24 protein-coding genes and 1 tRNA gene are annotated in these 24,211 nt (G+C 37.7%); 7 read left to right on the top strand and 18 right to left on the bottom strand.

Annotation, left to right across the window (positions count from 1 at the left end; genetic code table 11):
* Positions 1 to 444 precede the first annotated feature (444 nt).
* The 9 genes from H4J76_RS15675 to H4J76_RS15635 all read right to left on the bottom strand — a co-directional run bounded on the left by H4J76_RS15675 (position 445) and on the right by H4J76_RS15635 (position 8,251).
* Positions 445 to 825: an STAS/SEC14 domain-containing protein gene (locus tag H4J76_RS15675; protein WP_182216019.1), complete on the bottom strand. Its 381-nt coding sequence runs from the start codon at positions 823 to 825 to the stop codon at positions 445 to 447.
* Positions 826 to 956: 131 nt separating this feature from the next.
* A complete protein-coding gene (locus tag H4J76_RS20040) occupies positions 957 to 4,310 on the bottom strand; it encodes a complex I subunit 5 family protein (protein WP_182216017.1) in 3,354 nt (1,117 codons plus the stop codon).
* A 34-nt stretch (positions 4,311 to 4,344) separates the two neighbouring features.
* A complete protein-coding gene (locus H4J76_RS15665; RefSeq protein WP_182216016.1) occupies positions 4,345 to 5,841 on the bottom strand; it encodes a complex I subunit 5 family protein in 1,497 nt (498 codons plus the stop codon).
* Entirely contained in the window at positions 5,804 to 6,163 is a 360-nt protein-coding gene (locus tag H4J76_RS15660; RefSeq protein WP_182216014.1) for an NADH-quinone oxidoreductase subunit K, read from the bottom strand. Before H4J76_RS15660 ends, H4J76_RS15665 begins: the two co-directional genes overlap by 38 nt.
* Entirely contained in the window at positions 6,163 to 6,846 is a 684-nt protein-coding gene (locus tag H4J76_RS15655) for a Na(+)/H(+) antiporter subunit B (protein ID WP_182216012.1), read from the bottom strand. The genes H4J76_RS15660 and H4J76_RS15655 overlap by 1 nt, the downstream gene beginning before the upstream one ends.
* Positions 6,843 to 7,118, bottom strand: coding sequence for a DUF4040 domain-containing protein (locus H4J76_RS15650; RefSeq protein WP_182216011.1), 276 nt, complete (start codon positions 7,116 to 7,118; stop codon positions 6,843 to 6,845). The genes H4J76_RS15655 and H4J76_RS15650 overlap by 4 nt, the downstream gene beginning before the upstream one ends.
* Entirely contained in the window at positions 7,115 to 7,441 is a 327-nt protein-coding gene (gene mnhG, locus H4J76_RS15645) for a monovalent cation/H(+) antiporter subunit G (protein ID WP_182216009.1), read from the bottom strand. Before mnhG ends, H4J76_RS15650 begins: the two co-directional genes overlap by 4 nt.
* Positions 7,431 to 7,727 (bottom strand): monovalent cation/H+ antiporter complex subunit F, encoded by a 297-nt coding sequence (locus H4J76_RS15640; protein ID WP_182216008.1) that lies wholly within the window; start codon positions 7,725 to 7,727, stop codon positions 7,431 to 7,433. The genes mnhG and H4J76_RS15640 overlap by 11 nt, the downstream gene beginning before the upstream one ends.
* On the bottom strand, positions 7,727 to 8,251 hold the full coding sequence (locus tag H4J76_RS15635; RefSeq protein WP_182216006.1) for a Na+/H+ antiporter subunit E: 525 nt from the start codon (positions 8,249 to 8,251) through the stop codon (positions 7,727 to 7,729). Before H4J76_RS15635 ends, H4J76_RS15640 begins: the two co-directional genes overlap by 1 nt.
* Positions 8,252 to 8,397: 146 nt before the next feature.
* Between H4J76_RS15635 and H4J76_RS15630 the strand changes: the two genes are divergently transcribed.
* Positions 8,398 to 9,354 (top strand): calcium/sodium antiporter, encoded by a 957-nt coding sequence (locus H4J76_RS15630; protein WP_182216004.1) that lies wholly within the window; start codon positions 8,398 to 8,400, stop codon positions 9,352 to 9,354.
* A gap of 81 nt (positions 9,355 to 9,435) precedes the next feature.
* Here the strand turns inward: H4J76_RS15630 and cspD are convergent, their stop codons facing one another.
* Positions 9,436 to 9,663, bottom strand: coding sequence for a cold shock domain-containing protein CspD (gene cspD / locus H4J76_RS15625; protein ID WP_070373660.1), 228 nt, complete (start codon positions 9,661 to 9,663; stop codon positions 9,436 to 9,438).
* 200 nt (positions 9,664 to 9,863) lie between these two features.
* Here cspD and clpS point away from each other — a divergent pair, with 200 nt between their 5' ends.
* Both clpS and clpA read left to right on the top strand, forming a co-directional pair.
* Positions 9,864 to 10,184, top strand: a complete 321-nt coding sequence (gene clpS, locus H4J76_RS15620) for an ATP-dependent Clp protease adapter ClpS (RefSeq protein ID WP_070373659.1) — start codon at positions 9,864 to 9,866, stop codon at positions 10,182 to 10,184.
* A 28-nt stretch (positions 10,185 to 10,212) separates the two neighbouring features.
* Positions 10,213 to 12,462, top strand: coding sequence for an ATP-dependent Clp protease ATP-binding subunit ClpA (gene clpA / locus H4J76_RS15615; protein ID WP_182216003.1), 2,250 nt, complete (start codon positions 10,213 to 10,215; stop codon positions 12,460 to 12,462).
* A 148-nt stretch (positions 12,463 to 12,610) separates the two neighbouring features.
* Here clpA and H4J76_RS15610 read toward each other — a convergent pair whose 3' ends face one another.
* Both H4J76_RS15610 and H4J76_RS15605 read right to left on the bottom strand, forming a co-directional pair.
* Positions 12,611 to 13,672: a 3-deoxy-7-phosphoheptulonate synthase gene (locus tag H4J76_RS15610; RefSeq protein ID WP_182216001.1), complete on the bottom strand. Its 1,062-nt coding sequence runs from the start codon at positions 13,670 to 13,672 to the stop codon at positions 12,611 to 12,613.
* 138 nt (positions 13,673 to 13,810) lie between these two features.
* On the bottom strand, positions 13,811 to 14,620 hold the full coding sequence (locus tag H4J76_RS15605) for a pyruvate, water dikinase regulatory protein (protein ID WP_070373656.1): 810 nt from the start codon (positions 14,618 to 14,620) through the stop codon (positions 13,811 to 13,813).
* A 323-nt stretch (positions 14,621 to 14,943) separates the two neighbouring features.
* On the opposite strand from H4J76_RS15605, the gene ppsA reads away from it, so the two are divergent.
* The 3 genes from ppsA (at position 14,944) to H4J76_RS15590 (ending at position 20,912) form a co-directional block, all read left to right on the top strand.
* Positions 14,944 to 17,322: a phosphoenolpyruvate synthase gene (ppsA, locus tag H4J76_RS15600; RefSeq protein WP_182216000.1), complete on the top strand. Its 2,379-nt coding sequence runs from the start codon at positions 14,944 to 14,946 to the stop codon at positions 17,320 to 17,322.
* Positions 17,323 to 17,524: 202 nt separating this feature from the next.
* Entirely contained in the window at positions 17,525 to 20,602 is a 3,078-nt protein-coding gene (locus tag H4J76_RS15595; protein WP_182215998.1) for an FAD-binding and (Fe-S)-binding domain-containing protein, read from the top strand.
* A gap of 106 nt (positions 20,603 to 20,708) precedes the next feature.
* Positions 20,709 to 20,912, top strand: a complete 204-nt coding sequence (locus H4J76_RS15590) for a hypothetical protein (protein WP_070373653.1) — start codon at positions 20,709 to 20,711, stop codon at positions 20,910 to 20,912.
* Between the two features lie 25 nt (positions 20,913 to 20,937).
* On the opposite strand, the gene H4J76_RS15585 is transcribed toward H4J76_RS15590, so the two are convergent.
* The 6 genes from H4J76_RS15585 to H4J76_RS15560 form a co-directional block, all read right to left on the bottom strand.
* On the bottom strand, positions 20,938 to 21,276 hold the full coding sequence (locus H4J76_RS15585) for a TusE/DsrC/DsvC family sulfur relay protein (protein WP_182216104.1): 339 nt from the start codon (positions 21,274 to 21,276) through the stop codon (positions 20,938 to 20,940).
* On the bottom strand, positions 21,267 to 21,563 hold the full coding sequence (tusB, locus tag H4J76_RS15580; RefSeq protein WP_182171813.1) for a sulfurtransferase complex subunit TusB: 297 nt from the start codon (positions 21,561 to 21,563) through the stop codon (positions 21,267 to 21,269). The genes H4J76_RS15585 and tusB overlap by 10 nt, the downstream gene beginning before the upstream one ends.
* A gap of 5 nt (positions 21,564 to 21,568) precedes the next feature.
* Positions 21,569 to 21,937, bottom strand: a complete 369-nt coding sequence (tusC, locus tag H4J76_RS15575) for a sulfurtransferase complex subunit TusC (RefSeq protein ID WP_182215997.1) — start codon at positions 21,935 to 21,937, stop codon at positions 21,569 to 21,571.
* 10 nt (positions 21,938 to 21,947) lie between these two features.
* Positions 21,948 to 22,322 (bottom strand): sulfurtransferase complex subunit TusD, encoded by a 375-nt coding sequence (gene tusD / locus H4J76_RS15570; RefSeq protein WP_182215995.1) that lies wholly within the window; start codon positions 22,320 to 22,322, stop codon positions 21,948 to 21,950.
* A gap of 126 nt (positions 22,323 to 22,448) precedes the next feature.
* Entirely contained in the window at positions 22,449 to 23,114 is a 666-nt protein-coding gene (locus H4J76_RS15565) for a Bax inhibitor-1/YccA family protein (RefSeq protein WP_070373648.1), read from the bottom strand.
* A gap of 254 nt (positions 23,115 to 23,368) precedes the next feature.
* Positions 23,369 to 23,947, bottom strand: coding sequence for a DNA-3-methyladenine glycosylase I (locus H4J76_RS15560; protein WP_070373647.1), 579 nt, complete (start codon positions 23,945 to 23,947; stop codon positions 23,369 to 23,371).
* Positions 23,948 to 24,095: 148 nt separating this feature from the next.
* Between H4J76_RS15560 and H4J76_RS15555 the strand changes: the two genes are divergently transcribed.
* Positions 24,096 to 24,186 (top strand) — tRNA-Ser (locus tag H4J76_RS15555).
* Positions 24,187 to 24,211 lie beyond the last annotated feature (25 nt).

Genomic DNA, 24,211 nt, shown 5'->3' with positions numbered 1-24,211 from the left:
TATCAACGTGTTTTAAAAAACTACACGGTATTTGCTAATTTTGCTTATAGCCACTAAGGAAACAGGGAAATATCTGATGATAAATTAGCTGCAATTGTCCCCAGGTTTATCACAGCTTTTGGTCTATCATATCCTTGGGATACGCGACAAACTTTGGGATTTTCATTACGCACGATCAGCAAGCGAAATAAAGCGCAAGCCTCATATTTACTTAATGCGAATTATAATTATAAAACCGAGCGATATTCGTTGTTCTTTACAGTAAAAAACTTACTGGGGGAAAAGATTGTTTATCCAGATACTCAAGATTTTGTAGCAGAACACTTAATTGAAGGTGATAATAATATAAATCTGTCGTTATCACTAAAATATTTATTTTAGTGTACGACAACTCAGTTACAACTTATCTTGAATTTCAAATAAAAACTAAACAAACACTTTGTATTAAATCTGTTTGTTTAACCAAACTAATGCATCGTCTTCATTATCAAAATACTCTATATTTTGAACCGCTTTGGAGGGCACCCATTGTTGGTCAATACTTTTTATTACCTGCGAAGTAATAACGATAGCTTTTGCTACCATATTTTGACCATTGAGCCACTCATTAAACTTATTAGAGATATTAAATGCGTCTGGCGTAGCACCATCCAAGTTTGAAAGATCAACAAGTATCAGAAACTTATTTTGATTGAGCGACTTAATTATTGCTGATGTCTTTTGCGAGACTTCTTCAGCACCATACTCATTAAAAGATCCTTTCAACGTTATATGTATAATATTTTCTTTTAAAATTATTGTGTTATCACCATGCTCTATCGTCAATTTGGTACTCCAATAACATAACCATTTATTAGTCGTGTTTAGTTAATAGACTAAAGTCCTGCATTGTAACTGAATTATTGTAAATATCTCTGTTTATCTTTCATTAGACGATGGCACATTACATTTAAACGCTAAACGCTAAACGCTACTAATAATAAAATACAAACACCGATTAAAACGACTGACACATAGGTTGACTGCATATTCAGTGGCATGACTTCCTGAGGTGAGAGCTTTTTATTAATAAAAGATTTCAGTTGAGCCATTAAGCCTAGATCAATAGCTTTCTCTTGCTCAATATTTGCTATTAGCTTTTCGTTTGTTGAGAAAGGCTTATTTATCGCTATTAGCTTGAATGCATCGAGGCTGAAAATTACGCGTCCGTCTAGTTTAAAGGTCACCAGTAATTTATAGACAACAACGGCAAGAAATATCGGGATTAACGATGATATAAAGCTGTTTAGGGTCACCAGTGATAATAAACTGGTTAAGGTGTACTTTTCATTAAGTAAATACCAAGGCGCTAACAGCACTAGTAGGGTGTTAACTAGGCAAACAACCAGTAATGGGTATTGAGGTTTACTGTCATGAGCGCTATTTTTCTGACCTTTATAGTAAGCCATATGGATAAAACGGCACATTAATAGTCCAGTAAATAATGCACTGACAATAATTGCATATTTTAAATAAGGTAAGTCACTCAACAAATTTTTGACTTCATTTTTAGCGAAAAAACCACTGGTAAAGGCTGCCCCAACCAAGGATAACGCAGGTAATATCATGGTGATATAAGTCATACCACGTAAATAGACTGGCGTATTACTTTGTTTATTTAATAGTGGCGTAATTCCCACAGATAAAAATAAAGCCGACTTAGCTAACCCGTGATGAATAGCATAAAAAATAATAGCCGTGGTCATTGCATCTCTAAGTGCTGGAAAGACTAATATCACACCAAAACAAGCAGATAATATGCCCATTTGGCTTACCGTAGAATAGGCAAGTACCGCTTTAGGATCCTTTTGACTCATGCCCTTTATTGCCGCATAAAAGGCGCCAAGGGCACCAATGGCAATAGTCAGTAAACCTAACTGAGAGAATGTGGCCAAATCATCTGCTTGAAAAGGGAAAAACTTAAGCCAACCAATCATACCGGCTTTTACCATAAAACCACTTAATAAGGCACTAGCGGGCACCGCAGCAACAGGGTGTGCAAGAGGTAACCAAGAATGGAAACCAAATAAGCCAATTTTTATACCAAAACCAACAATCAGCATCAGTCCCATAAATTGTAATAACGTTGGGCTAACAGTGTGTTGGGTTAAGTCCATATAATTGAGAATACAAAAAGCACTAAAAATAGCAACTTCACCGATAATGACCCACTTTATATAGACATTAGCGGCTGATATTGCGGCGGCTGTTTTATCTCTAATAATGAGCACATAAGACGACAAACTCATAAAAGTAAAAAAGGTCAAAAATCCAAACATGTCTGTGCTCAGGACTAAACCAAAACTACTGGCCATGGCGACACAAAATAACGCCATAAAGTTAGATTTATTATCACCCAAATGAGGATAAAATAAAGCATACGTTGAGCTTAGTAACCATAATAGCCCCGCCAGCAATAGAAAACCTTGGCTGAGCTTATCAAGTGAAAGTTCACTACCAAAAAATAAGAACGGTATGCTTTGAAAATAATATTCAGGTTGTAAGCCTAAATAAATAGCAGGAATGGCGCAAAGTGGCATTAAATAGGTAAGTTTGATAGCTTTGGGACGTATGATAATTAATGCGGCTAATATCAAGGGTAATATAATAGACCAAACTAACCAGCTTGACATTTGCTGAGGTAAAATCGACGATTGCAAAAGAGTTGTTGTTTGATTAAATCCAATAGATTCAGAGGTTGCGATCAGCTTTGACCAGCTTAATGCACTGTATTGACTATTAGCGAATAATCCCGCCAAAATAGCAAAAGTTATGGTAACAACCGGTGGTAAAAGCATCATCCAATGTGCTTCTAGCGTTGGTTTGTTCTCTACATGGTTTTGATGCTCAGTATGTGGCTCTGCAGGTAATTCTGCGTGTTGGGTAGCATGTACCGGTGTGGATAATTGTCTTGGTAAACTGGCGTGCTCGGTATCTTGATTCTCTTGTGATGGAGCAAGGAACCATGCGCGATAAACCAAAGGTAAGAAATAAATTGCGTTTAATAAACTACTACCCGCTAGCACTGCTATTACCCAAGCATTACCTGTTTCAATAGCGCCAACACCAAGGTACCACTTAGAAACAAAGCCCGCGATTGGCGGTATACCAATCATGCCTAAAATTGCGATAGTAAAGGCAGTCATGGTGATCGGCATTTTTTTAGCAATGCCATTTAACTGGCTAACTTTATAAATGTGATGTGTTTCAGCGAGCAGACCAGCACAAAAGAACATAGTGATTTTCATTAGCCCTTGATGCACTAAATGCATAATAGCACCAACGGCCGCAATAGGGCCGGCGAGTGCTATGCCTAGCGTTATATATGACACCTGACTAACCGTTGAATAAGCAAGACGCTTTTTTATATCATCTTGATAAATAGCCCTAACCGAACCATAAATAATGGTAAAACATGCAAAGACCAACAGGACTTGTAAAACACCTAAAGAACTTGCTAGGTCGACGCCATACACATCATAAACCACACGTATAATGCCAAAAGCTCCAGCTTTTACTACCGCTACAGCATGCAGTAATGAGCTAACCGGTGCGGGTGCTGCCATTGCACGAGGTAACCAACCATGCAGAGGAAATAAAGCCGCTTTAACGCCTAAACCTATCATCAGCATAACAAAAATAATAGTGATGGTGGTTGGGTCAATATTAGGGGTATTAAGTAAGATATCTGGCGTTGAAAAATCTAAAGCACCCGCGATAGACTTTAACCAGACAACCGCAACCATTAAGATAGCGCCACCGATCATCGTATAACGTAAATAGGTTTTACCAGATTTCAACGAATCGTCATTACCTTTATGAACAATTAATGGGTATGTCGCTAAGGTAAGGAGTTCATAAAAAATTAGAAAAGTAATTAAATTACCCGCTAAAGCGACCCCTAATGTTGAAAAAACACAGAGACTGAAAAAGCCAAAGAATCGACTTTTGTGTTTCCCTTTCTTAAAGTAACCCACGGCATAAATAGTGGTAAAAAACCATAACACGCCCGATAGTGTCACAAAGGCTAAAGACAGAGCATCAGCTTTGAGTACTAAGTTAATATCAGGTAATAGCGGTAATCTTGTTTCAAATACAGCGCCTTGAGAAACGCCCAAGAGCATTATGCCAATTAAGATAATATTAATTGCCGCACTCGTTAAATTAACAGATGTTCTGAGTTTTTCATTTTTCTCATCGATGACCATCATCAAAATGCCGGTACTAAAGGCAACGATTAAAATAATAAGCGGTAGCCAGTCGTTTAACATGCTAATTGTCCTTGAAGCTCATTTACAACATTAATCATGAGTAACTACCCGTAATTAGGTTAGTTAACCACATCGCATTTAAACCAATAATGATGGTAATAACAGAGAGTCCAACTGCACCTAAAAGCTTACTTTCACTGATAGCTAAAACGGTAAGTGAGTTTTCCTGAGTCGGTGTGGTAAACGCCAAATTGAGTACTCTAAATAGATAAGCACTCGCTAATAGGCCGCCAATAAAGAGGGTTAATACCCACCACCATTGTTGAGCTTCTACGGCATTATTCAATAATAACCATTTAGCAATAAAACCTCCGCTTGGCGGCAGCCCAATTAAACTAGCACTGGTTACCGCAAAAACAAAAATACTAATGGGGAGCTGTGATGCTATGCCTTGTAGTTGTGATAATTGATCATGCCCCATCGCTTTCTGAATAACGCCGGCGGCTAAAAACATCGCGGCTTTTGCACAGCCATGGGCAACAATAAAGTAAATGACTGCAGTTCGTGCTAAATCAGGCGTGGTAAACATTAACGGAAATGCGAGAAATAAATAACCAATTTGTGCAACAGTAGAGTAGGCAATTAATTGCTTTAATCTGGGTGAAGTAAAAGCCCGATATGAGCCATAAATGACCGCCATGGCGCCAAATATACCCATTATAGTCACCGCCGTAAATGTAACCACTGGCGCGAGAATTTTAAACCAAAAGGTAAAAAGGATAAAAAATGCGGCTTTAACCACTAAAGCAGACAACATTGCACTTACTGGCGCAGAAGCATTGGAATGGGCTGAAGGTAGCCAAAAGTGTAATGGAAATAAAGCGCATTTCATCATCATACCCAAGGTAATAAGGGCTAACGCTAACTGCATACTGCTATTACTTTCAACTAAATTAGCAACCAGTTGATTGTCGAGAACGCCATAAGTACGATAAATAATAGCCACACCCAATAAATACATTAACGAACCAAACAGGCCAACTAATAGGTATTGAAATGATGCTTGTAGTGCTTGTTGCGTGCCTTGAATAGCAATTAAACTTACTGCAGAAAGCCCCAAGAGCTCGAGCATAATATAAGTATTAAAAATATCAGACGAGATAAAAATACCATTTAAGGCGGTGATTAAAAACCACCATAAAGGCCAGAAGCGGACTTCTTTTTCGTTATCATCAAAATATTGTGTGCTGTAAAATGTGATAGCTAAACCTATTGTCGAGGTCATTAACAGCATAATGGCGCTAAATTCGTTAATCGATAATCTTATGCCTAGTGGCGGCTGCCAGCCACCAATAATTAACTCAATGGCTACGGCTTGTTGTAAAACATAACCCGCTTGTAGAGCACAGATAACCACTAACGTTATCGAGCTAATAGCACTGATTAGTCGGCTTAATTTCGTATTACCTGCCACAAAGCAAATAATAGCAATAACCATAGGGAGTATCATTAATGCCGGTAATGAAAAAGTTGTAATGAAATTATTAATCAAATTAACCTCGACCTTGAGTATCATTGCTACTATTTTCATAGACCGACTCTGATTGTGTAGCCGCTTCTTCTTTTTGTACTAATCGCGCGAACTTGGCTATTTTAGAGGCTAAGTTAAGACCTAAAGCGGTACCAGCTGCAGCAACTATTATTCCTGTTAACACCATGGCATGAGGAACAGGGTCAATAGCATTAGGGTAGGTATGCGCAATAGCAAGTAGCAACATAAAAATAGCAATTCCAATGACATTTAGGCCCAATAATTTACGAATAAAGTCGCTATTCAATAAAAATCCTAGCAAGCCAATAGCGAACAATAAAATTGAGCAAAGGGTGTATAAATTAGTTTGGGATAATTCCATTACGCATGCCCTTTGTTAATCGATTCAAAACAAAGAAATAATATTAAGGCAATCGCGAAAGTTGCAAAAAATTCGATCACTAAAATACTGGCACCGGCTAACTCAACAGGAAACGTGAGAAAAGCATGGGACTGCAAATAAAGAAGTAGTATCACAGCAATAAAAGCGATTAGCCCTAACGACATTAACAAGCGATAGCGTAGTTTAGTAAAATCGATAACTTGTACGTTTGCTAATGATAATAAAACTATACAGCCAGCTAGCAAAGCCGAAGCTTGAAAAGCGCCACCGGGCTTTGTTGAACCAATCCACAGTAAATAACCGGCCATAATAATGGTTAAGGGGATAAAGACCTTGGCGATCAGTAAGACTTGCGACTCTTCCTGAAGGGTAAAGGTCAAAACAGGGGTATCTAATATGTAGGGTAACACAGCTATCGCCACCACTAAAAAAACAGCAAATTCAATAAAAGTATCGTAAGCACGATAATTTAACAGCACAGCGGTAACGATATTCGTTACACCCGTTTTATCAAGCGAATTTAACACTAACGCTTGTAGTTCATTGCCATGTGGTGCCTGGTTAAATAAAGCAAAAATGAAAAATGCAGTAAACAGGGTGACTAAAATAATAATGAGCGTTTTTTCAATAACATCACTATTTTTTGCTAAAAATTTTATCAAAGATCACCTCGACCCTTCTTATCTGTGGGCTTATCTATTGATAGTTTGCGCCATGACGCTAGCAACATTGCTCCCGTTAAACCTGCGCCAATGGCCGCTTCAGCGATCGCAACATCAATGGCATTCAACTGGATCCAGCAAAGGGTGATCACCAGTCCAAGACTAATAAATAATACAATGGCGGTGAACGACTGTTTGACTAAAAACATTGAACCGGCAATAACTAAAACGCAAAGACACAATAAGATATCAATCCATAATTCACTATTCATTTGTTATTGTTCCCGTTGTTGTGCTGATTACCATCATGTTCCACCATTTGTCTTCTGCGTTCATGGCGGGCCACTAAATGACAGCTCGTCGCACTTGTCAGTAATAATAATGCCCATACCAAGATGACTTTTATTGCCATAGAAACACTATTAACTTGTGGTAGTAACCCTAAGGTGATTAAACCTACGCCTAAATTATCAGATTTAGTCAAAGCATGTAGGCGACAAAATACGTCAGGAAAGCGTAATAGTCCTATCGTCCCAGCGATAAAAAATAGGCATCCTAATGACAACATTATGATGGTAAATATATTAGCTATCATGTTTATGATTCTCTGATGGGCTAACGTTGTCGATCGGCTGCTCTGCTAACTTTAAAAAGGCAATGACGGTAATCGATGCTAATAAGGTAAAGACTAAAGCAACGTTAGTGATAACTTCGTTATTTTGTAATACCGAAAAAACAAGAACGATTGTTGTGCCTATGGTGCCAAATAATTGTGCCGCTAACATACGGTTGGCGTTATCAGGGCCAATTAATACTCTGAGCAGCCCAACGATTAAGCAGATTAACAAAATGATAACCACGATAGTGTAAAAAAAAGTCATTACTTACTCGCTATTTTCGTCGATGAATAATTTTCTTGTGGAGAAATATCTAAATGATAAAGCTCACAAATAGCGAGTTCACATTGATATATATCTTCTAATGAACTGCTGGTAACTGTTAGCACATGAACCAGTACACGGGTAGGCTCTCTAATAACACTTACCGAACCTGGCAATAAGCTAACCACGTTCATAAATAAGTTCATTGGTGAACCAGCCGGTAAATGCTTAATTGAATAGTGAATAAATTCAGGCTGTAATTTCATGTCAACAGAGAATACTCGCACTGCTGTGTCGGTTCCTCCCTTTATCGATTGATAAATGAAAAACCAAATGAATTTAGGTACTTTAGCAATGTTGATGTAAAAAGTGCGATTAGCACTGTCGGTTTTTTCTGACAATTTGGCAGATACAAAAATGCTCATGGGGATGAAAACAACACCAACAAGCAATGAAGCAAGATCACCATCAGTAAGTAAAAACCAAAAGCCGGATAATAACAGGCTGGATATGAAGTAAAACAAGATTTAAGGCTTAATATTTTTATTGATCATAATATTCACAATTATAGAAGTTAACGTCAACAAAGCCTACAAAAAACTGTCATCTTTTTGGTATTTTAAAGATATAATATAGAAAATACTTTTGTTGGATATCTTCAGGCAAATTAATGAATTATATAATGATGATTGCAGGACTGTTGATGTTAATCATTGGCGGTGAACTTTTGATACGTGGAGCCATGTCTGCCGCGAACAAACTTAACGTTTCTCCCTTTTTAAGTGGTTTAGTCATTGTTGGTTTTGGCACCTCCATGCCAGAATTAATCGTTTCAGTAAATGCCATAATGAATAACAATTCAGCTGTGGCATTAGGGAACATCATGGGGAGTAATATAGGTAATATTGGTCTTATTATTGGTACTTGTGGATTAATAGCCCCTTTGGCGTTTAAACAGTCTGCCCTTAAACGTGATGCGATAGTGATGCTAGGTGCTGTTTCTTTATTGATTTTAATAGGGCTAACCGGTTCTTTCTCTATTATTTCTGGTGTGGTGATGATTAGTGCGCTTTTGGCTTATTTAGGTTTCACCATTTACAAAGAGAAAAATCATAATACGGCTTCGCACAAACTCCACCAAGCTGAAGGAAAAGAGCTACACACTAAACCTCACAAAACTTGGCTGGTGATATTATCGATTGCATTCGGTTTAGGTTTTCTTATGCTAGGAGCACAATGGTTTGTTACTGGAGCAACGATTATTGCCAAAGCCTTAGGAGTATCTGACGCGCTTATAGGGCTCACTTTAGTTGCTATAGGGACATCACTGCCCGAATTTACTATTTCGGTAATGGCGGTATTAAGAAAACACATGGATGTAGCTGTTGCAAATGTTGTTGGCAGTAACATTTTTAATATTCTGGGTATTCTTGGTGTTTCTTCTTTAATTTCACCCATTTCGTTCCAAGGAAGATTTGCCGAGTTTGATCAGTGGGCTTTATTATTTATTACGTTGGTATTGACCGTGTTCTTATTGTTTGGTCATTCAATAGGCAAACTAAAAGCAATCTTTTTACTCTTGTTTTATGTTGCTTATGTTTCGCTTGGGTATCTCTATTTCAATTAGTTACAAGCACTGATAAAAAAATACCTGGTTGCTAGATGAGCAAACAGGTATTTTATTGTATTATTGCAGCGCAATAGAAAATTATTCTTCACCCATAGCTTCAATTTCATCAGGTGTAATACTAGCAGCATGATGGCCTTTGGGGCCTGCATTTAGTTCATAATCAACGTCTTGACCAGCTTTTAATGTACGGTATCCTTCCATTTGGATTGTTGAATAATGCGCGAAAATATCTTCACCACCATCCTCTGGACGAATAAAACCAAACCCTTTTGCATTATTAAACCACTTCACTGTCCCGTGAGCCATACTTCAACTTCCTTCTACATCGGTAATTAGGTATGCTTGCATAAAAGCATTAACATAAATGTATTAATGATTAAAAAATAATCACTAAAGTAAACAGTAGACAAGTTATATAAATAATCAAGTTAATTTTATCAGTTAATTGAATATTTATTTTTTTAAATGTTAAAGCAAAATCACTAGGTACAGACTAATATAAAATTATGAGCAAGTGGAAAGAGTTACTAGATAATCAAGAAGTCCTTGAAGACGAACTTGTAGAGCAATTTGAAAAGCCCCCTATGTATACTGTTGTGTTACTTAACGATGATTATACGCCGATGGATTTTGTCATAGATGTGCTGTGTCGATTTTTTAATATGAACTCAGATAAGGCGACCGACGTAATGTTAGAGATTCATTATAAAGGAAAGGGGCGATGCGGTACTTTTACTGCTGAAATAGCAGAAACAAAAGTTGAACAAGTTAATCAATACGCATTAGAAAATGAGCACCCATTGCAATGTACAATGGAAAAAGCGTGAATTCGCATGGTTTAAAGTGGAGTAGTCTATGCTGAACAAAGATTTAGAAATATCATTAAATATGGCTTTCCGTCAAGCCAAGGACTCCCGTCATGAATTTATGACGGTTGAGCATTTATTATTAGCCTTATTAGATAACCCTTCATCAATCGAAGCGCTTAAAGCTTGTGCTGCCGATATGGGAAAAATACGTAAAGAGTTATTAGATTTTATAGCAGAAACAACGCCAGTGATCCCAGAAGGGGAAATTGAACGTGAAACTCAACCAACGTTAGGTTTTCAGCGTGTATTACAACGAGCTGTTTTTCATGTGCAATCTTCTGGAAAAAGTGAAGTTAACGGTTCCAATGTCCTGGTTGCTATTTTCAGTGAACAAGAATCTCAAGCGGCTTACTTTCTGAAAAAATCAGACATTAGTCGTTTAGACATTGTAAATTTCATTTCTCATGGAATTTCTAAAATAGAACATACGGATTCTCCGCAATCTACCGAAGAAGCTCACGTTGAAGAACCCCGTACTATTGAAAACTTTGCTACCAATCTTAACGAAGAAGCGAGAAAAGGGAATATTGACCCGCTAATTGGTCGCGATAGCGAATTAGAACGAACTTTACAGGTGCTAAGTCGTCGCCGTAAGAATAACCCTTTATTTGTTGGTGAAGCAGGGGTGGGTAAAACGGCTATTGCCGAAGGACTTGCCAATTTAGTTATTTCTGACGATGTACCTGAATTCTTAGCTGAAACCACTATTTACTCGCTTGATATGGGCGCTTTATTAGCGGGCACCAAATACCGTGGTGATTTTGAAAAACGTTTTAAAGGCTTATTAAAAGAGTTGGAAGAAGAGGGCAATGCCATTCTATTTATCGATGAAATTCATACGATAATTGGTGCTGGTGCTGCTTCCGGTGGCATGATGGATGCTTCTAATTTAATAAAACCATTATTATCATCAGGAAAACTTCGTTGCATGGGTTCAACGACCTACCAAGAATACCAAAGTGTTTTTGAAAAAGATCGTGCATTAGCGCGCCGTTTTCAAAAAATAGATGTTGTTGAGCCAAGTGTTGATGACACCACTAAAATATTGCATGGTTTAAAAGAAAAATACGAATCACATCACGGTATTCGTTATACCAATAAAGCCTTGCGTGCAGCTGCACAATTGTCGGCTAAATATATCAATGAGCGTTTTCTTCCCGATAAAGCCATTGATGTTATTGATGAAGCGGGTGCAAAACAACAATTAGTTGCTGCTTCGAAGCGTAAAAAAGTAATTAACGACAGTGATATAGAATCTATTGTTGCCAAAATGGCGAGGATCCCTGAAAAGTCAGTTTCATCATCAGAAAAAGACAGCCTTAAGACATTAGACCGTAACTTGAAAATGGTTGTTTTTGGACAAGACCACGCTATTGATGAACTGACGTCAGTAATTCGCTTATCTCGTGCTGGTTTAGGTAATGAACACAAACCTGTTGGTTCGTTCTTATTTGCTGGGCCAACTGGGGTGGGTAAAACAGAAGTAACACAACAATTAGCTAAATCTTTAGGTGTCGAACTATTACGCTACGACATGTCAGAGTACATGGAGAAACATGCGGTAAGCCGCTTAATAGGTGCTCCTCCAGGTTATGTTGGTTATGAGCAAGGCGGTTTATTAACGGATGCAGTAATCAAGCATCCTCATTCTGTGGTTTTGTTAGATGAAATTGAAAAAGCGCATGAAGATGTTTATAACATTTTATTGCAGGTCATGGACCACGGAACATTAACCGATAATAACGGTCGTAAAGCTGATTTTAGAAATATTGTTTTAGTGTTAACAACCAATGCGGGAGCTCATGAAATAACTCGCCAATCTATTGGTTTTAAACAACAAGATCAGTCAATTGATGCAATGGGTGAAATTAATAAAACCTTCTCACCTGAATTTAGAAATCGTTTAGACAATATTGTCTGGTTCAACCATTTAGATGAAGTTGTTATTCAACAAGTGGTTGATAAATTTATTGTTGAACTACAGGCACTACTTGATCAAAAAGGCGTTTCATTAGAATTAACGAAAGACGCTAGAAAATGGTTGGCTGTTAACGGTTATGATAAATCGATGGGCGCTCGACCTATGTCACGTCTAATACAAGAGCACTTAAAGAAACCATTAGCTAATGAATTATTGTTTGGTGATCTAACACACGGTGGCGTGGCGAAAGTTGGTGTCAAAAAAGATAAATTAGTACTCAGTTATATTCAAAAGAAAGAATTGGTTGAGCATTAGCAGCAAACGGAGCTAACCAAACACTTTACGTCACGGTGTTTGGTTTCGTTTCATTTAGATAAATTTTGCTGAATATAAAAAAGCCGCAGGGGAGTTATCCTCAGCGGCTTTTTTTATTTAAGCGTTGAAATATACCTTATAGATAAATTTAACGTTGAGTTGAACGTTTAGCTTGAACAGCCGCCGATAACTCATCTAACAAACTGACACTGGTGTCTAAGTTAATACAGGCATCAGTGATACTTTGTCCGTAGGTGAGTTTGTTAACATCAACCACTTTTTGGTTACCCTCAACTAAGAAGCTTTCAACCATTACACCAAATATAGCCTTGTCGCCTTGCTCCATTTGAGCTCTTAAAGAGCGAGCAACGTCAATTTGTTTGCTATGGTCTTTAAAACTATTACCATGGCTACAATCGATCATAATACGATTTTCTAAGCCAGCTTTAGCCAATACTTCACCGGTCTTACTAATGTTTTCTGCGTGATAGTTCGGCTCTTTACCGCCACGTAAAATAACATGAGCAAATGGGTTACCATGCGTTTGATAAATACACATTTGACCACTTTTATTGGGTGAGTATAAAACATGAGGCACACTTGAGGCGTTGATGGCGTCAACAGCGATCTGTACATTACCGTCAGTGCCATTTTTAAAACCTACCGGACATGAAAGTGCTGAAGCTAATTCTCGGTGAACTTGGCTTTCAGTTGTTCTAGCACCAATAGCTCCCCAGCTTATTAAATCTGAAATATATTGGCCGGTCACCATATCTAAAAATTCAGTACCTGCAGGTAAACCGAGCTTATTAATATCCATTAATAACGATCGAGCCAGGTTTAAGCCTTTGGCTACATGAAAAGATTTATCTAAATCAGGGTCACTGATCAAACCTTTCCAGCCAACCGTTGTACGAGGCTTTTCAAAATAAACACGCATGACAATCAATAAATCATCTCGGTACTTATCATGTAATACTTTAAGTTTCTCTGCGTAATCAACAGCAGCAGTGGTGTCGTGAATTGAACACGGGCCAATAATGACCAGTAAACGGTCGTCGTCACCGGTGATAATCGCTTCAATGTCTTTTCTGCTTTGGATGATAAAACTCGCTGTTTCATCATCTAGTGGGATTTGCTGTGCTAATTCTTCAGGAGAAACAAGGTTTTCAATTAGCGTGGTTCTAAATTCATCCGTTTTAATAGTCATGGTAATCTAATTTTTTTATTTGAAGGCGTTAATGCGCAATAAAAAAGCCAGCGCAATATAATTTATCGCGCTAACATAACCAAATTAGCGGCTTATGTGAAATGCTTTCTGTATTTTCAAAGATTAATTTGAACTAAGTTAATATTTATAGCGTTGTAACCCTGTTTCATTGAGGATTTTTGCTGATATTTCTTCTACTGAAAACTTTGTGCTGTTAAGGAAGGGAATTTTTTCTTTTTTATACAGTTTTTCCACTTCTCTAACTTCCATTCGACACTGTCGTGCTGATGAATATTTACTGTTCGCTAATCTTTCACCGCGAATATCAATTAAGCGTTGTGCGTCGATAGTTAAGCCAAACAGTTTCTTTTTATGAGGTTTTAAAAAGTCAGGTAAAGTCAGGTCGTCCATATCATCATCAGTAAAAGGATAGTTCGCTGCTTTGATACCATATTGTAGTGCGAGGTATAACGAGGTTGGTGTTTTACCCGAGCGCGATACACCCACGAGAATAACGTCGGCATGCTCATAATTGGTAACATTTGAACCATCATCATTGGCCAGTGAATAATTAACCGCATCAATACGATAATCATAACTATTTTCGTGAATACTGTGCGTGCGATGAGCGGTAGGCTTAGCGTCTAGTTGCAGTTCTTTCTCAAGTGGCGCGACAAAATGCTCTAGGAAGTTATAAATAACGCCATCACAACTATCAATAATTTTTCTAATGTCGTTATTAACAAAGGTATGAAAAACTAACGGTGGCATACCGGTACGTTTAGCGGCCTTATTAATTTTTATTTTTGCCGCTTCTGCTTTTTCAACAGTTTCAACAAATGAAATAGTGTCGTGATCAAATTCCATAGGAAAAAGTGAAAGCAAAGCATGACCAAAAACCTCTGATGTAATGGCTGTGCCATCAGAAATATAAAAAGCAGCGCGCATTTAAAAACCTCTTTATTATTTTTAATACTCAACCAATAAAATTAGCTGAGTTTTTTTATAGTTAAAATAAATGACTACTGCCAGATAAAATTAATAAGTAGGTTAATGACTTAATAAATTTTATGCAGGACATTTACCCATTTTTCTGATGAAAACTAGGCCATTCAATTAATCAAATGGGTATAACTGTAACTTATACTGAAATGTTTCAAATAACATTTCAGTTTATAAAGTTCGCAGTGTAAAATGTCTTAAGCTATAAATATACTGATATAACTCATAAATCTATTTATTTTTGTTTCTTTTTTTTTGGAGAAGATGTCGTGCAAGAAAATGTACTTTGGTATGAAGTTTTAGGAATGAATGATGTTGACCGCGTTGGCGGAAAAAATGCATCACTTGGTGAAATGATCTCAAACCTTTCAAACGTAGGCGTGCAAGTCCCAGGTGGTTTTGCTACGACTTCCTATGCATTTAATGAATTCTTAGAACAAAGTGGCATCAACGACAAAATATATCAGTTACTTGATAATTTAGATGTTGATGACCTAGCCGCATTATCAAAATCAGGTGAAACAATCCGTAATTGGATCATAGAAACACCATTTCTACCTGAAATGCAGCAAGATATAGCAAAAGCCTACACCACCTTAGCCGATGGTTTTGCTGACGATGCTTCATTTGCTGTTCGTTCTTCAGCAACGGCAGAAGATATGCCCGATGCTTCTTTTGCGGGACAACAAGAAACTTTCTTAAACGTACGTGGTTTTGACGCTGTGATGATAGCGATCAAACATGTTTACGCTTCTTTATTTAACGACCGTGCTATTTCTTACCGTGTTCATCAAGGTTATGACCATCGTGGTGTTGCTTTATCTGCTGGCATTCAGCGTATGGTACGTAGTGATATTGCTTCAAGCGGTGTGATGTTCTCTATTGATACTGAGTCTGGTTTTGAAGACGTAGTCTTTATTACCTCAAGTTACGGTTTAGGTGAAATGGTGGTGCAGGGCGCAGTTAACCCTGATGAATTTTATGTTCATAAACCTACACTTGCTAAAGGTAGACCGTCGGTTGTTCGTCGTAATATCGGTAGTAAAGCCATAAAAATGATTTACACCACAGATCAAAGTCATGGCAAACAAGTTGAAATTGTTGATATTGAAGAAAAGTTGTCTAATCAATTTTCATTAACCGATGATGAAGTTCAAGAACTTGCCAAACAAGCCGTTATTATTGAAAAGCATTATCAACGTCCAATGGATATTGAATGGGCTAAAGATGGCTTAGACGGTAAGCTTTACATCGTTCAGGCGCGCCCTGAAACAGTTCGAAGCCGTGAAAGCGCTAATGTCATGGAACAGTTTCAATTACAAACAACCGCTGATGTTATTTGTGAAGGTCGCTCAATAGGTCACAAAATTGGTAGTGGTGAAGCAAAGGTTTTAGCTTCACTGGCTGAAATGGATAAAATTAAGCCCGGTGATGTTTTAGTCACCGATATGACCGACCCTGATTGGGAGCCTATTATGAAGCGTGCTTCTGCGATTGTTACTAATCGTGGTGGTAGAACTTGTCATGCTGCAATTATTGCTCGTGAAATGGGTATTCCTGCGGTTGTTGGTTGTGGTGATGCGACAAAACGTATTGCTAATGGTGATGATATTACCGTTTCTTGTGCTGAAGGTGATACCGGTTTTATCTACAAAGGTAAACTTGATTTTACTGTAACAACTTCACAAGTTGATTCGATGCCAGAAGTTCCATTAAAAATAATGATGAATGTTGGTAACCCAGACAGAGCCTTTGGTTTTGCTCGTTTACCTCATGCGGGTATTGGTTTAGCGCGTTTAGAATTCATTATTAATAAGATGATTGGTATTCATCCAAAAGCGTTGTTAAATTTTGACGAGCAATCTGACGATTTAAAAGATGAAATTAACGACATTATCGTTGGTTATGCTAGCCCAGTTGAATTTTATATTGCTAAGCTAACTGAAGGTATTGCAACCTTAGCGTCAGCTTATTCGCCTGAGAAAGTAATCGTTAGAATGTCTGATTTCAAATCAAACGAATATGCTAACTTAGTTGGCGGCGACGTGTTTGAACCGGAAGAAGAAAATCCAATGATTGGCTATCGCGGTGCAGCACGTTATATCTCTAAAGATTTCCGTGAATGTTTTGCACTTGAGTGTGAAGCGATTAAACGCGTGCGAAACGACATGGATTTTACCAACGTTGAAGTCATGATCCCATTTGTTCGTACGGTAGAAGAAGCCGAGCAAGTTATTGAAATACTCGCTGAGAATGGTCTGAAACGTGGTGAAAATGGTTTGCGCGTTATTATGATGTGTGAATTACCGTCGAACTGTTTGTTAGCTGATCAATTCCTAGATCATTTTGACGGATTTTCTATCGGTTCAAACGATTTAACGCAATTAACACTAGGTTTAGACCGTGACTCTGGTTTAATCGCTCATTTATTTGATGAACGTAATCCTGCGATTAAAGCCTTATTGTCGATGGCGATTAAAGCTTGTAAAGCGCGTGGTAAATATGTGGGTATTTGTGGCCAAGGCCCGTCAGATCACCCTGATTTTGCCGCATGGTTGGTTGAAGAAGGTATCGACAGTGTTTCGCTTAATCCAGATACGGTATTAGCGACTTGGTTGTATATTGCTGAAAACCACAAGAATAAATAATCGTATAGTGTGGTTTATCGGTGAATAATGTGAGGTCATAGCCTCACTGGCAATATAATAAACAAAGGCTAGGTTCTTTTTACTATAAGTTTAGTTAAAAAGTTCTTAGCCTTTTTGCACTCTTCAACAAAACTTGAGTCATAATTCAAAACTGACGTGATATACTTAGCTTAACCTTAAATCGTTAATATGTTTTTCGTCTATGTCTCAGAGCTTACCTTCATTAGAACACCAAGAACTTATCGCTCCACTGTATCAAAAGTTTTCTCAGGAGCTTGGTAACAGTCAATATAGCGGTGAAATTAATTGCCAATATAGTGCTCGGCTAGCGGTTGCTACCGACAACAGCATTTATCAACAATTACCACAATTGGTTTTACATCCTCGAAGTAAGCAAGACGTACAATTGATCAGTCAATTGTCTTCAACGCCAAAGTATCAAAGTATTAAGTTTAGTGCGCGTGGCGGTGGAACTGGCACCAATGGACAAAGCTTAACGCCAGGCATTGTCGTTGACTTGTCAAAATATATGAACCGTATTTTAGAAATTAATATTGAAGAAAACTGGATACGTGTTGAAGCGGGCGTCATCAAAGATCAATTAAATGATTATTTACGTCCACACGGTTTTTTCTTTTCTCCAGATTTATCAACCAGTAGTCGTGCAACCATTGGTGGCATGATTAATACTGATGCTTCCGGACAAGGCTCTCTGGTCTATGGCAAAACCTCTAATCATGTTTTAGCCCTAGAATCGGTTTTAGCCAACGGTGACTTTCTGTCAACATCTCCGATGTCCATTGAGGAAGCGGAAGAACTCGCGCAACAAAATAGCAGTTACGGCCATATTGTTAAACAAGTACTGGCCTCATGTCGTGACAACCGAGCCTTGATTTTAGAAAAATTTCCGCGTTTAAATCGTTTTTTAACGGGTTATGATCTAGAAAATGTTTTTAATGATGATTTAAGCCAAGTTGATATTTCTCGTTTGATCACCGGTTCAGAAGGTTCGTTAGCCTTTGTTTGTGAGGCAAAACTCAACTTAACGCCAATTTTAAAAGCTAAAACACTGATTGTAATTAAATATGACAGTTTTGATTCTGCGCTGCGCCATTCACCGGCACTCGTTGAAGCTAAATCGACTTCAGTTGAAACCATCGATTCAAAAGTCTTAAATTTAGCCAAACAAGATATTGTCTGGCATTCGGTGCGTGATCTAATCACCGATGTTGACAGTAAAGTCATGGACGGTATTAATATTGTTGAGTACAACGGCACCAGTATTGAAGCGTTAGCCGATCAGGTCGCACAATTAACAGCACGTTTAGATAGCGACATTAGCAATAATACCGGTGTTATTGGTTATCAAGTGACCACTGATTTAAGCAGTATCAATAAACTTTATGGTATGCGAAAAAAAGCCGTTGGCTTGTTAGGCAACACAGCAGGTAGTCAAAAACCATTAGCTTTTGCCGAAGATACTGCCGTGCCACCCGAAAATTTAGCGGATTACATTGTTGAGTTTCGCGCATTACTCGATAGTTATGGTTTGCACTACGGCATGTTTGGTCATGTTGATGCGGGTGTTTTACATGTTCGTCCAGCACTCGATATGTGCGATCCTGAACAAGAAAAGTTGCTCCGCGAAATCTCTGATAAAGTGGTAACGTTAACCGCTAAATATGGTGGTTTAATGTGGGGTGAACATGGCAAAGGTTATCGCAGCGAATACAGTCCAAAATTTTTCGGTGAGCATTTATTTACTGAACTAAGAAAAATTAAAAGTGCTTTCGACCCGCATAATAAAATGAATCCAGGTAAAATTTGTACGCCACTTGAATCGAGTGAAAAACTAGTCTCGGTTGATGACACTAAACGGGGTTTCTATGACCGGCAAATACCTATAACGGTAAAAGATTCATTTAGTTCAGCGCTCGACTGTAATGGCAATGGCTTGTGTTTCAATTATGATGTAGACAGCCCAATGTGTCCTTCAAGCAAGGTAACGCGTGACCGAAGACATTCACCGAAAGGTAGAGCAGGCTTGATGCGTGAGTGGTTACGTCTTTTAGAAGCTAAGGGTGTCGACATTCTTAGTTTAGAAGAAAACATTCAGCATTGGTCTGTAAAACGTTTATTAGATAAGATAAAAAATCGTTTTTCAGCACATCAAAAAGAAGATTTTTCTCACGAAGTGATGGAAGCGATGCAAGGCTGTTTAGCCTGTAAAGCTTGTGCGAGTCAATGCCCTGTAAAAGTAGATGTTCCAGATTTTAGAGCGCGCTTTGTTAACTTATATCATTCAAGATACTTCCGTCCGTTAAAAGATCACTTAGTCGCTAATGTAGAAACATTAACGCCATTAATGGCCAAATCTCCGAAATTAATTAATTCGGTATTATCCCATAAATGGTACGACAAATTTTCACGAGCAACGATTGGTTATATTGATACACCGATACTTTCTGTACCTACCTTAGCAAAGCAAGTCAGAGAAAAAAATTATCAATCCTTTGATCTTGCTTATTTACAAGGGCTCAATAAAGAGCAACAAGCGAGTCATGTGCTGATCGTTCAAGACCCGTTTACTTCTTTTTATGATGCTAACGTCGTTGAAGCTATGATGGCATTAATTGAAAAGTTAGGTTTTACCCCAATATTATTACCGTTTAAACCTAATGGTAAACCGCAGCACGTAAAAGGATTTTTAGCTAAATTTGCAAAGACAGCTAAAAATACCGCTGAATTTTTAAATGAACTTCATCAGTTAAATATACCTATGGTCGGTTTAGATGCTTCATTAACGCTTTGCTATCGCGACGAATATAAACAAACGCTCGGTGATAAGCGTGGCGATTTTCACGTGCTGTTAGCCCATGAATGGTTATTAACGGTTATAGAACATCAGAATACTAAAACAGCACTTTCATCACTAACGGGTGATAAACCAGTAGCGCCTTATAAATTATTTGCGCATTGTACTGAGAAAACGGCATTAGCCGGTAGTGAAGGGCAATGGCGTGAGATATTCAAGTTATTTGGTTTGACACTTGAAAACGTCTCTGTGGGCTGTTGTGGTATGGCTGGTACTTACGGACATGAGCAAGTAAATTTTGAAAACTCAAAAATGTTATTTGAAATGAGTTGGCAAGATAAGTTAGCTAAATTAGAGGCTAAACAAGTCTTAGTGACTGGCTACTCCTGTAGAAGCCAAACAAAGCGTTTAGGAAACATGCAGACTCGTCATCCTGTGGAAGCGTTATTATCAGCTTTTGATTAAATGTTATCATTGACTAAAGTTATGATAAAGAGAGTCGATATAGTTTGTGACAAATGTTGTACTTGTTCTAACTTGCTATGTGCATAGCTAAAACGTGAGAGGCTTTATGTCGTTATCATTGAATAATATTGAAAGTGTGCAAACAGATATAACTACAGGTTATGCATTAAAAACCGCAGCCTTATCTAAAGGTCAGCAAGAGCTTGAAGGTGAAATGGCGCTAAAGCTTATCGCCTCGGCTGGCAGTGTTGACTCCGTGGCATTACCAACATCAGGTAGCAGTGGTTTCACTATCAATATTAAAGTTTAATATTGATAGTCGGAGAGTAAAACGTTTAAATACAGCGTGCTGGTTTTGGTAAACCAGCATACTTTGTTGCTTGTTTTGCTGGCCCTTCTTTGAATAATCGATATAAGTACCGACTACTTGATTTTTCTTCACCAAATTCTGCTTTCATCGCTTTTGTTAACGCTCTTATTGCCGGAGACGTATTGTAAGTCAGGTAGAACTCTCTAACGAAGCGTATAACTTCAAAGTGTTGCTCCGTTAATACCAATTGGTCTTTATCAGCAATTATCTGCGCTAAATCTGTATGCCAGTCTTTAAAGTTAATTAAATAACCTTGCTTGTCGGTGGCTATTTCTTGCTCATTAAAAAATAAACTCACTGCCAAGTTACCGATTTTTCTGTTGCACAAATCAATGTCATTAATGCATCGAGTGATAAAGTGTTTATTTTTTCTTTATCAATCGTTATAGCTCTTGCTTGTGCGTGCGCTTCAACAATATAAAGCGCGGGCAGCGCTATTTTACTTAAGGCTTGTTGCCATAAATCATGACTAAGGTTGTAGCAACCATCATCAAGTAGCACGATAGTGTCATTTGCTTGTATTACGTCAAGACATTGTTCAAAGTCGCTTGTTTGAAAAGCGGATGTGCGCACTAAGTGAAGCATACTCATGTGGGTTAAAACCTTAATATTGATTGATGTTGGTGTAATGATATCGAGAACTCTGCACGGTCAAGTACTGCTACGTTTTCAATAGAAAAATCGTTAGCCAAGCCACGTTGAGTCAGTGAATGTTGGCAAACATAAATGTTTTCAATATCATAAAACTCTAATGCCGCTAACGTTTTTAAAAAGTCTTTTTGTTGGATAAATTCAGGTTGTTGTTTGGGTATTAATTGATAAACGCCATCGCCTTGAAAATACAAACTAATGGCTTGTTCATAAGAGCCAAAAATAAGGGCAACATCAAGAGAATCTTTAGCATTTGCTGCTGAAAAGGGTGCGCTGGCATTAACGATAGCAAGTGATTTTTTGGCTTCAGACATGATAAATACCTTACAGTTGAATTAGACGATCAGCGTTGACATTCAATTCTACTAACTCACCTAGGCCCGATAAGGTAAATGCCTGATGAATAGTAACGGCTTGACCATCATTAATATCATCACTTAGTCCACGTTTTTCTGCTGCAGTAGCACATAAGTGTAAAGGAATATCATAGTCGTGATGTAATTGTTGCCATTGTCGATGGGCTTGGTATTCGTCATTAGGGAGTGCAAGATGCTGGCTACCATTTAAAACACCGTCTTGATAAAAAAATACGCCAACAACGTTAATATCACTCTTTAACGCAGCGGTAACCATATTAATAGCAGTAGCCGTTAAGTTACTGTTGGGCGGGGTGGTAATAACAAAGGCGAGTTTTTTCACAAAATGTCCTACATACACAAGTAAATAGTGATTATAAATGAATATAAAAAAACCTCGGTGACCGTAAGATCAACGAGGTTTTATATTATAAGCAATAACTCACTTACATTCTATTATCTTACGATATTAATCATCGCCGCCCATTACACCTAAAAGGTGTAATAAATGCACGAAGATGTTGTAAATATTCAAGTATAAAGAAATAGTTGCTCGAATGTAGTTGGTTTCACCACCATTAATTATACGACTAGTATCAAACAAGATTAAACCAGACATAATCATGATAATAGCTGCGCTAACTGCTAATGAAAGAGCCGGTATTTGAAAGAAAATATTTGCAATACTTGCAACTATTACCACAATTAAACCGACCATCAAAAAACCACCCATAAACGAGAAGTCTTTTTTGCTAGTTAATGCATAACCCGATAAGGCGAAAAATATTAATGCAGTACCACCTAAGGCTTGCATTATCATTCCAGGACCTGCAGGCATTGCAGCGTAATGGTTAAGCATAGGGCCTAGAGAGGCTCCCATTAAACCAGTGAATGCAAAAATCCAAAAAATACCACTCGCTGAATCAGCTTTTTTGTTTACAACAAACATTAAGCCAAAAGCGACTAATGTCATTATAAGAGCTGCGCCGTGTGGCAAGTTCAACGACATAGAAATAGCGGCAGTAACGGCACTAAAAGCTAATGTCATTGATAACAACATATAGGTATTTTTAAGTACCTTGTTAATTTCTATAGCTGAGCTTTTACTCGCTTGTAAACCAATATTTGATTGCATAAAACTTCCTCTGATAACTTTAGTTATACTTTTTAGATAAGGCCATTTAAGTCAAATTCAAGAGTACTCTTAAACTTTCTTTATGACATCTTGACATATTATGACATGGCGTTTTTTAAAATACTATTATTTAGTTGCTTAAATTTGTTGATATTTACTAATAATTTGTGAATATTTGTAACTAAAAAATTTAGCCGCATTAACTAGCATTGGTGGCTTGTTGGTGATTGTTATTTTTCCAAGGTATTACTCACTTATTTTCTAAAACAGCTATTTGAGTGGTCATTTATCAATCCGGTTGCTTGTAAATGTGAATATAAGGTTGTTGAGCCTAGAAATTTAAAGCCAATCTTCTTCATGTCTTTGGCTAATCTATCACTAATAGGCGACGTAGCAACTGATTTCTCTGTATCATTTATACTGTTAACTTGGGTTTTATTATCAACATAAGACCAGATGAACTGACAAAAACTTCCGTACTCTTGCTGTATTTCAATAAATCGTTGTGCATTATTAATAGCCGCTACTATTTTTAGCCTGTTGCGTACTATTGAGGCATCTTGCATTAAACGTTCTACATCGTCGTTAGTAAACCTTGCAACTTTATTTACATCAAAGTCTAAAAATAACGTACGGTAACCTTCACGTTTCTTAAGAATAGTGTACCAACTTAAGCCAGCTTGTGCTGATTCTAAAACAAGGGATTCAAACATCACTTTATCGTCATGAACCGGCACTCCCCATTCTTCATCGTGGTATTTTACATAATCAGGTTTTGAGGTATCAAGCCAAGAACAGCGGCACTTGTTTACAGAAAAATTGTTATTACCCATACACACCCTTGAAGATTGTTTAAATAGCTAGCGATTTGTTGTTTTTTTTAGCAAACAAACATTTTTGTTAAATAAATGCTTTACAAGTCTTTTTCTACACTTTAATATTCGCCTCGTCTTCAAGCAAGCAATTGTTTTGAGACATTCAGGTGAGATGGCTGAGTGGTCGAAAGCACTGGTCTTGAAAACCAGCAAGGGTTTATAGCCCTTCTAGAGTTCAAATCTCTATCTCACCGCCAAACAAAGAAAAACCGCTAATCGAAA

Source organism: Colwellia sp. BRX9-1 (genome assembly GCF_014077195.1).
GTDB lineage: Bacteria > Pseudomonadota > Gammaproteobacteria > Enterobacterales > Alteromonadaceae > Colwellia_A.
The sequence above is the reverse complement of the archived record's forward strand: the minus strand, read 5'-3'. Positions and strand labels throughout refer to the sequence as shown.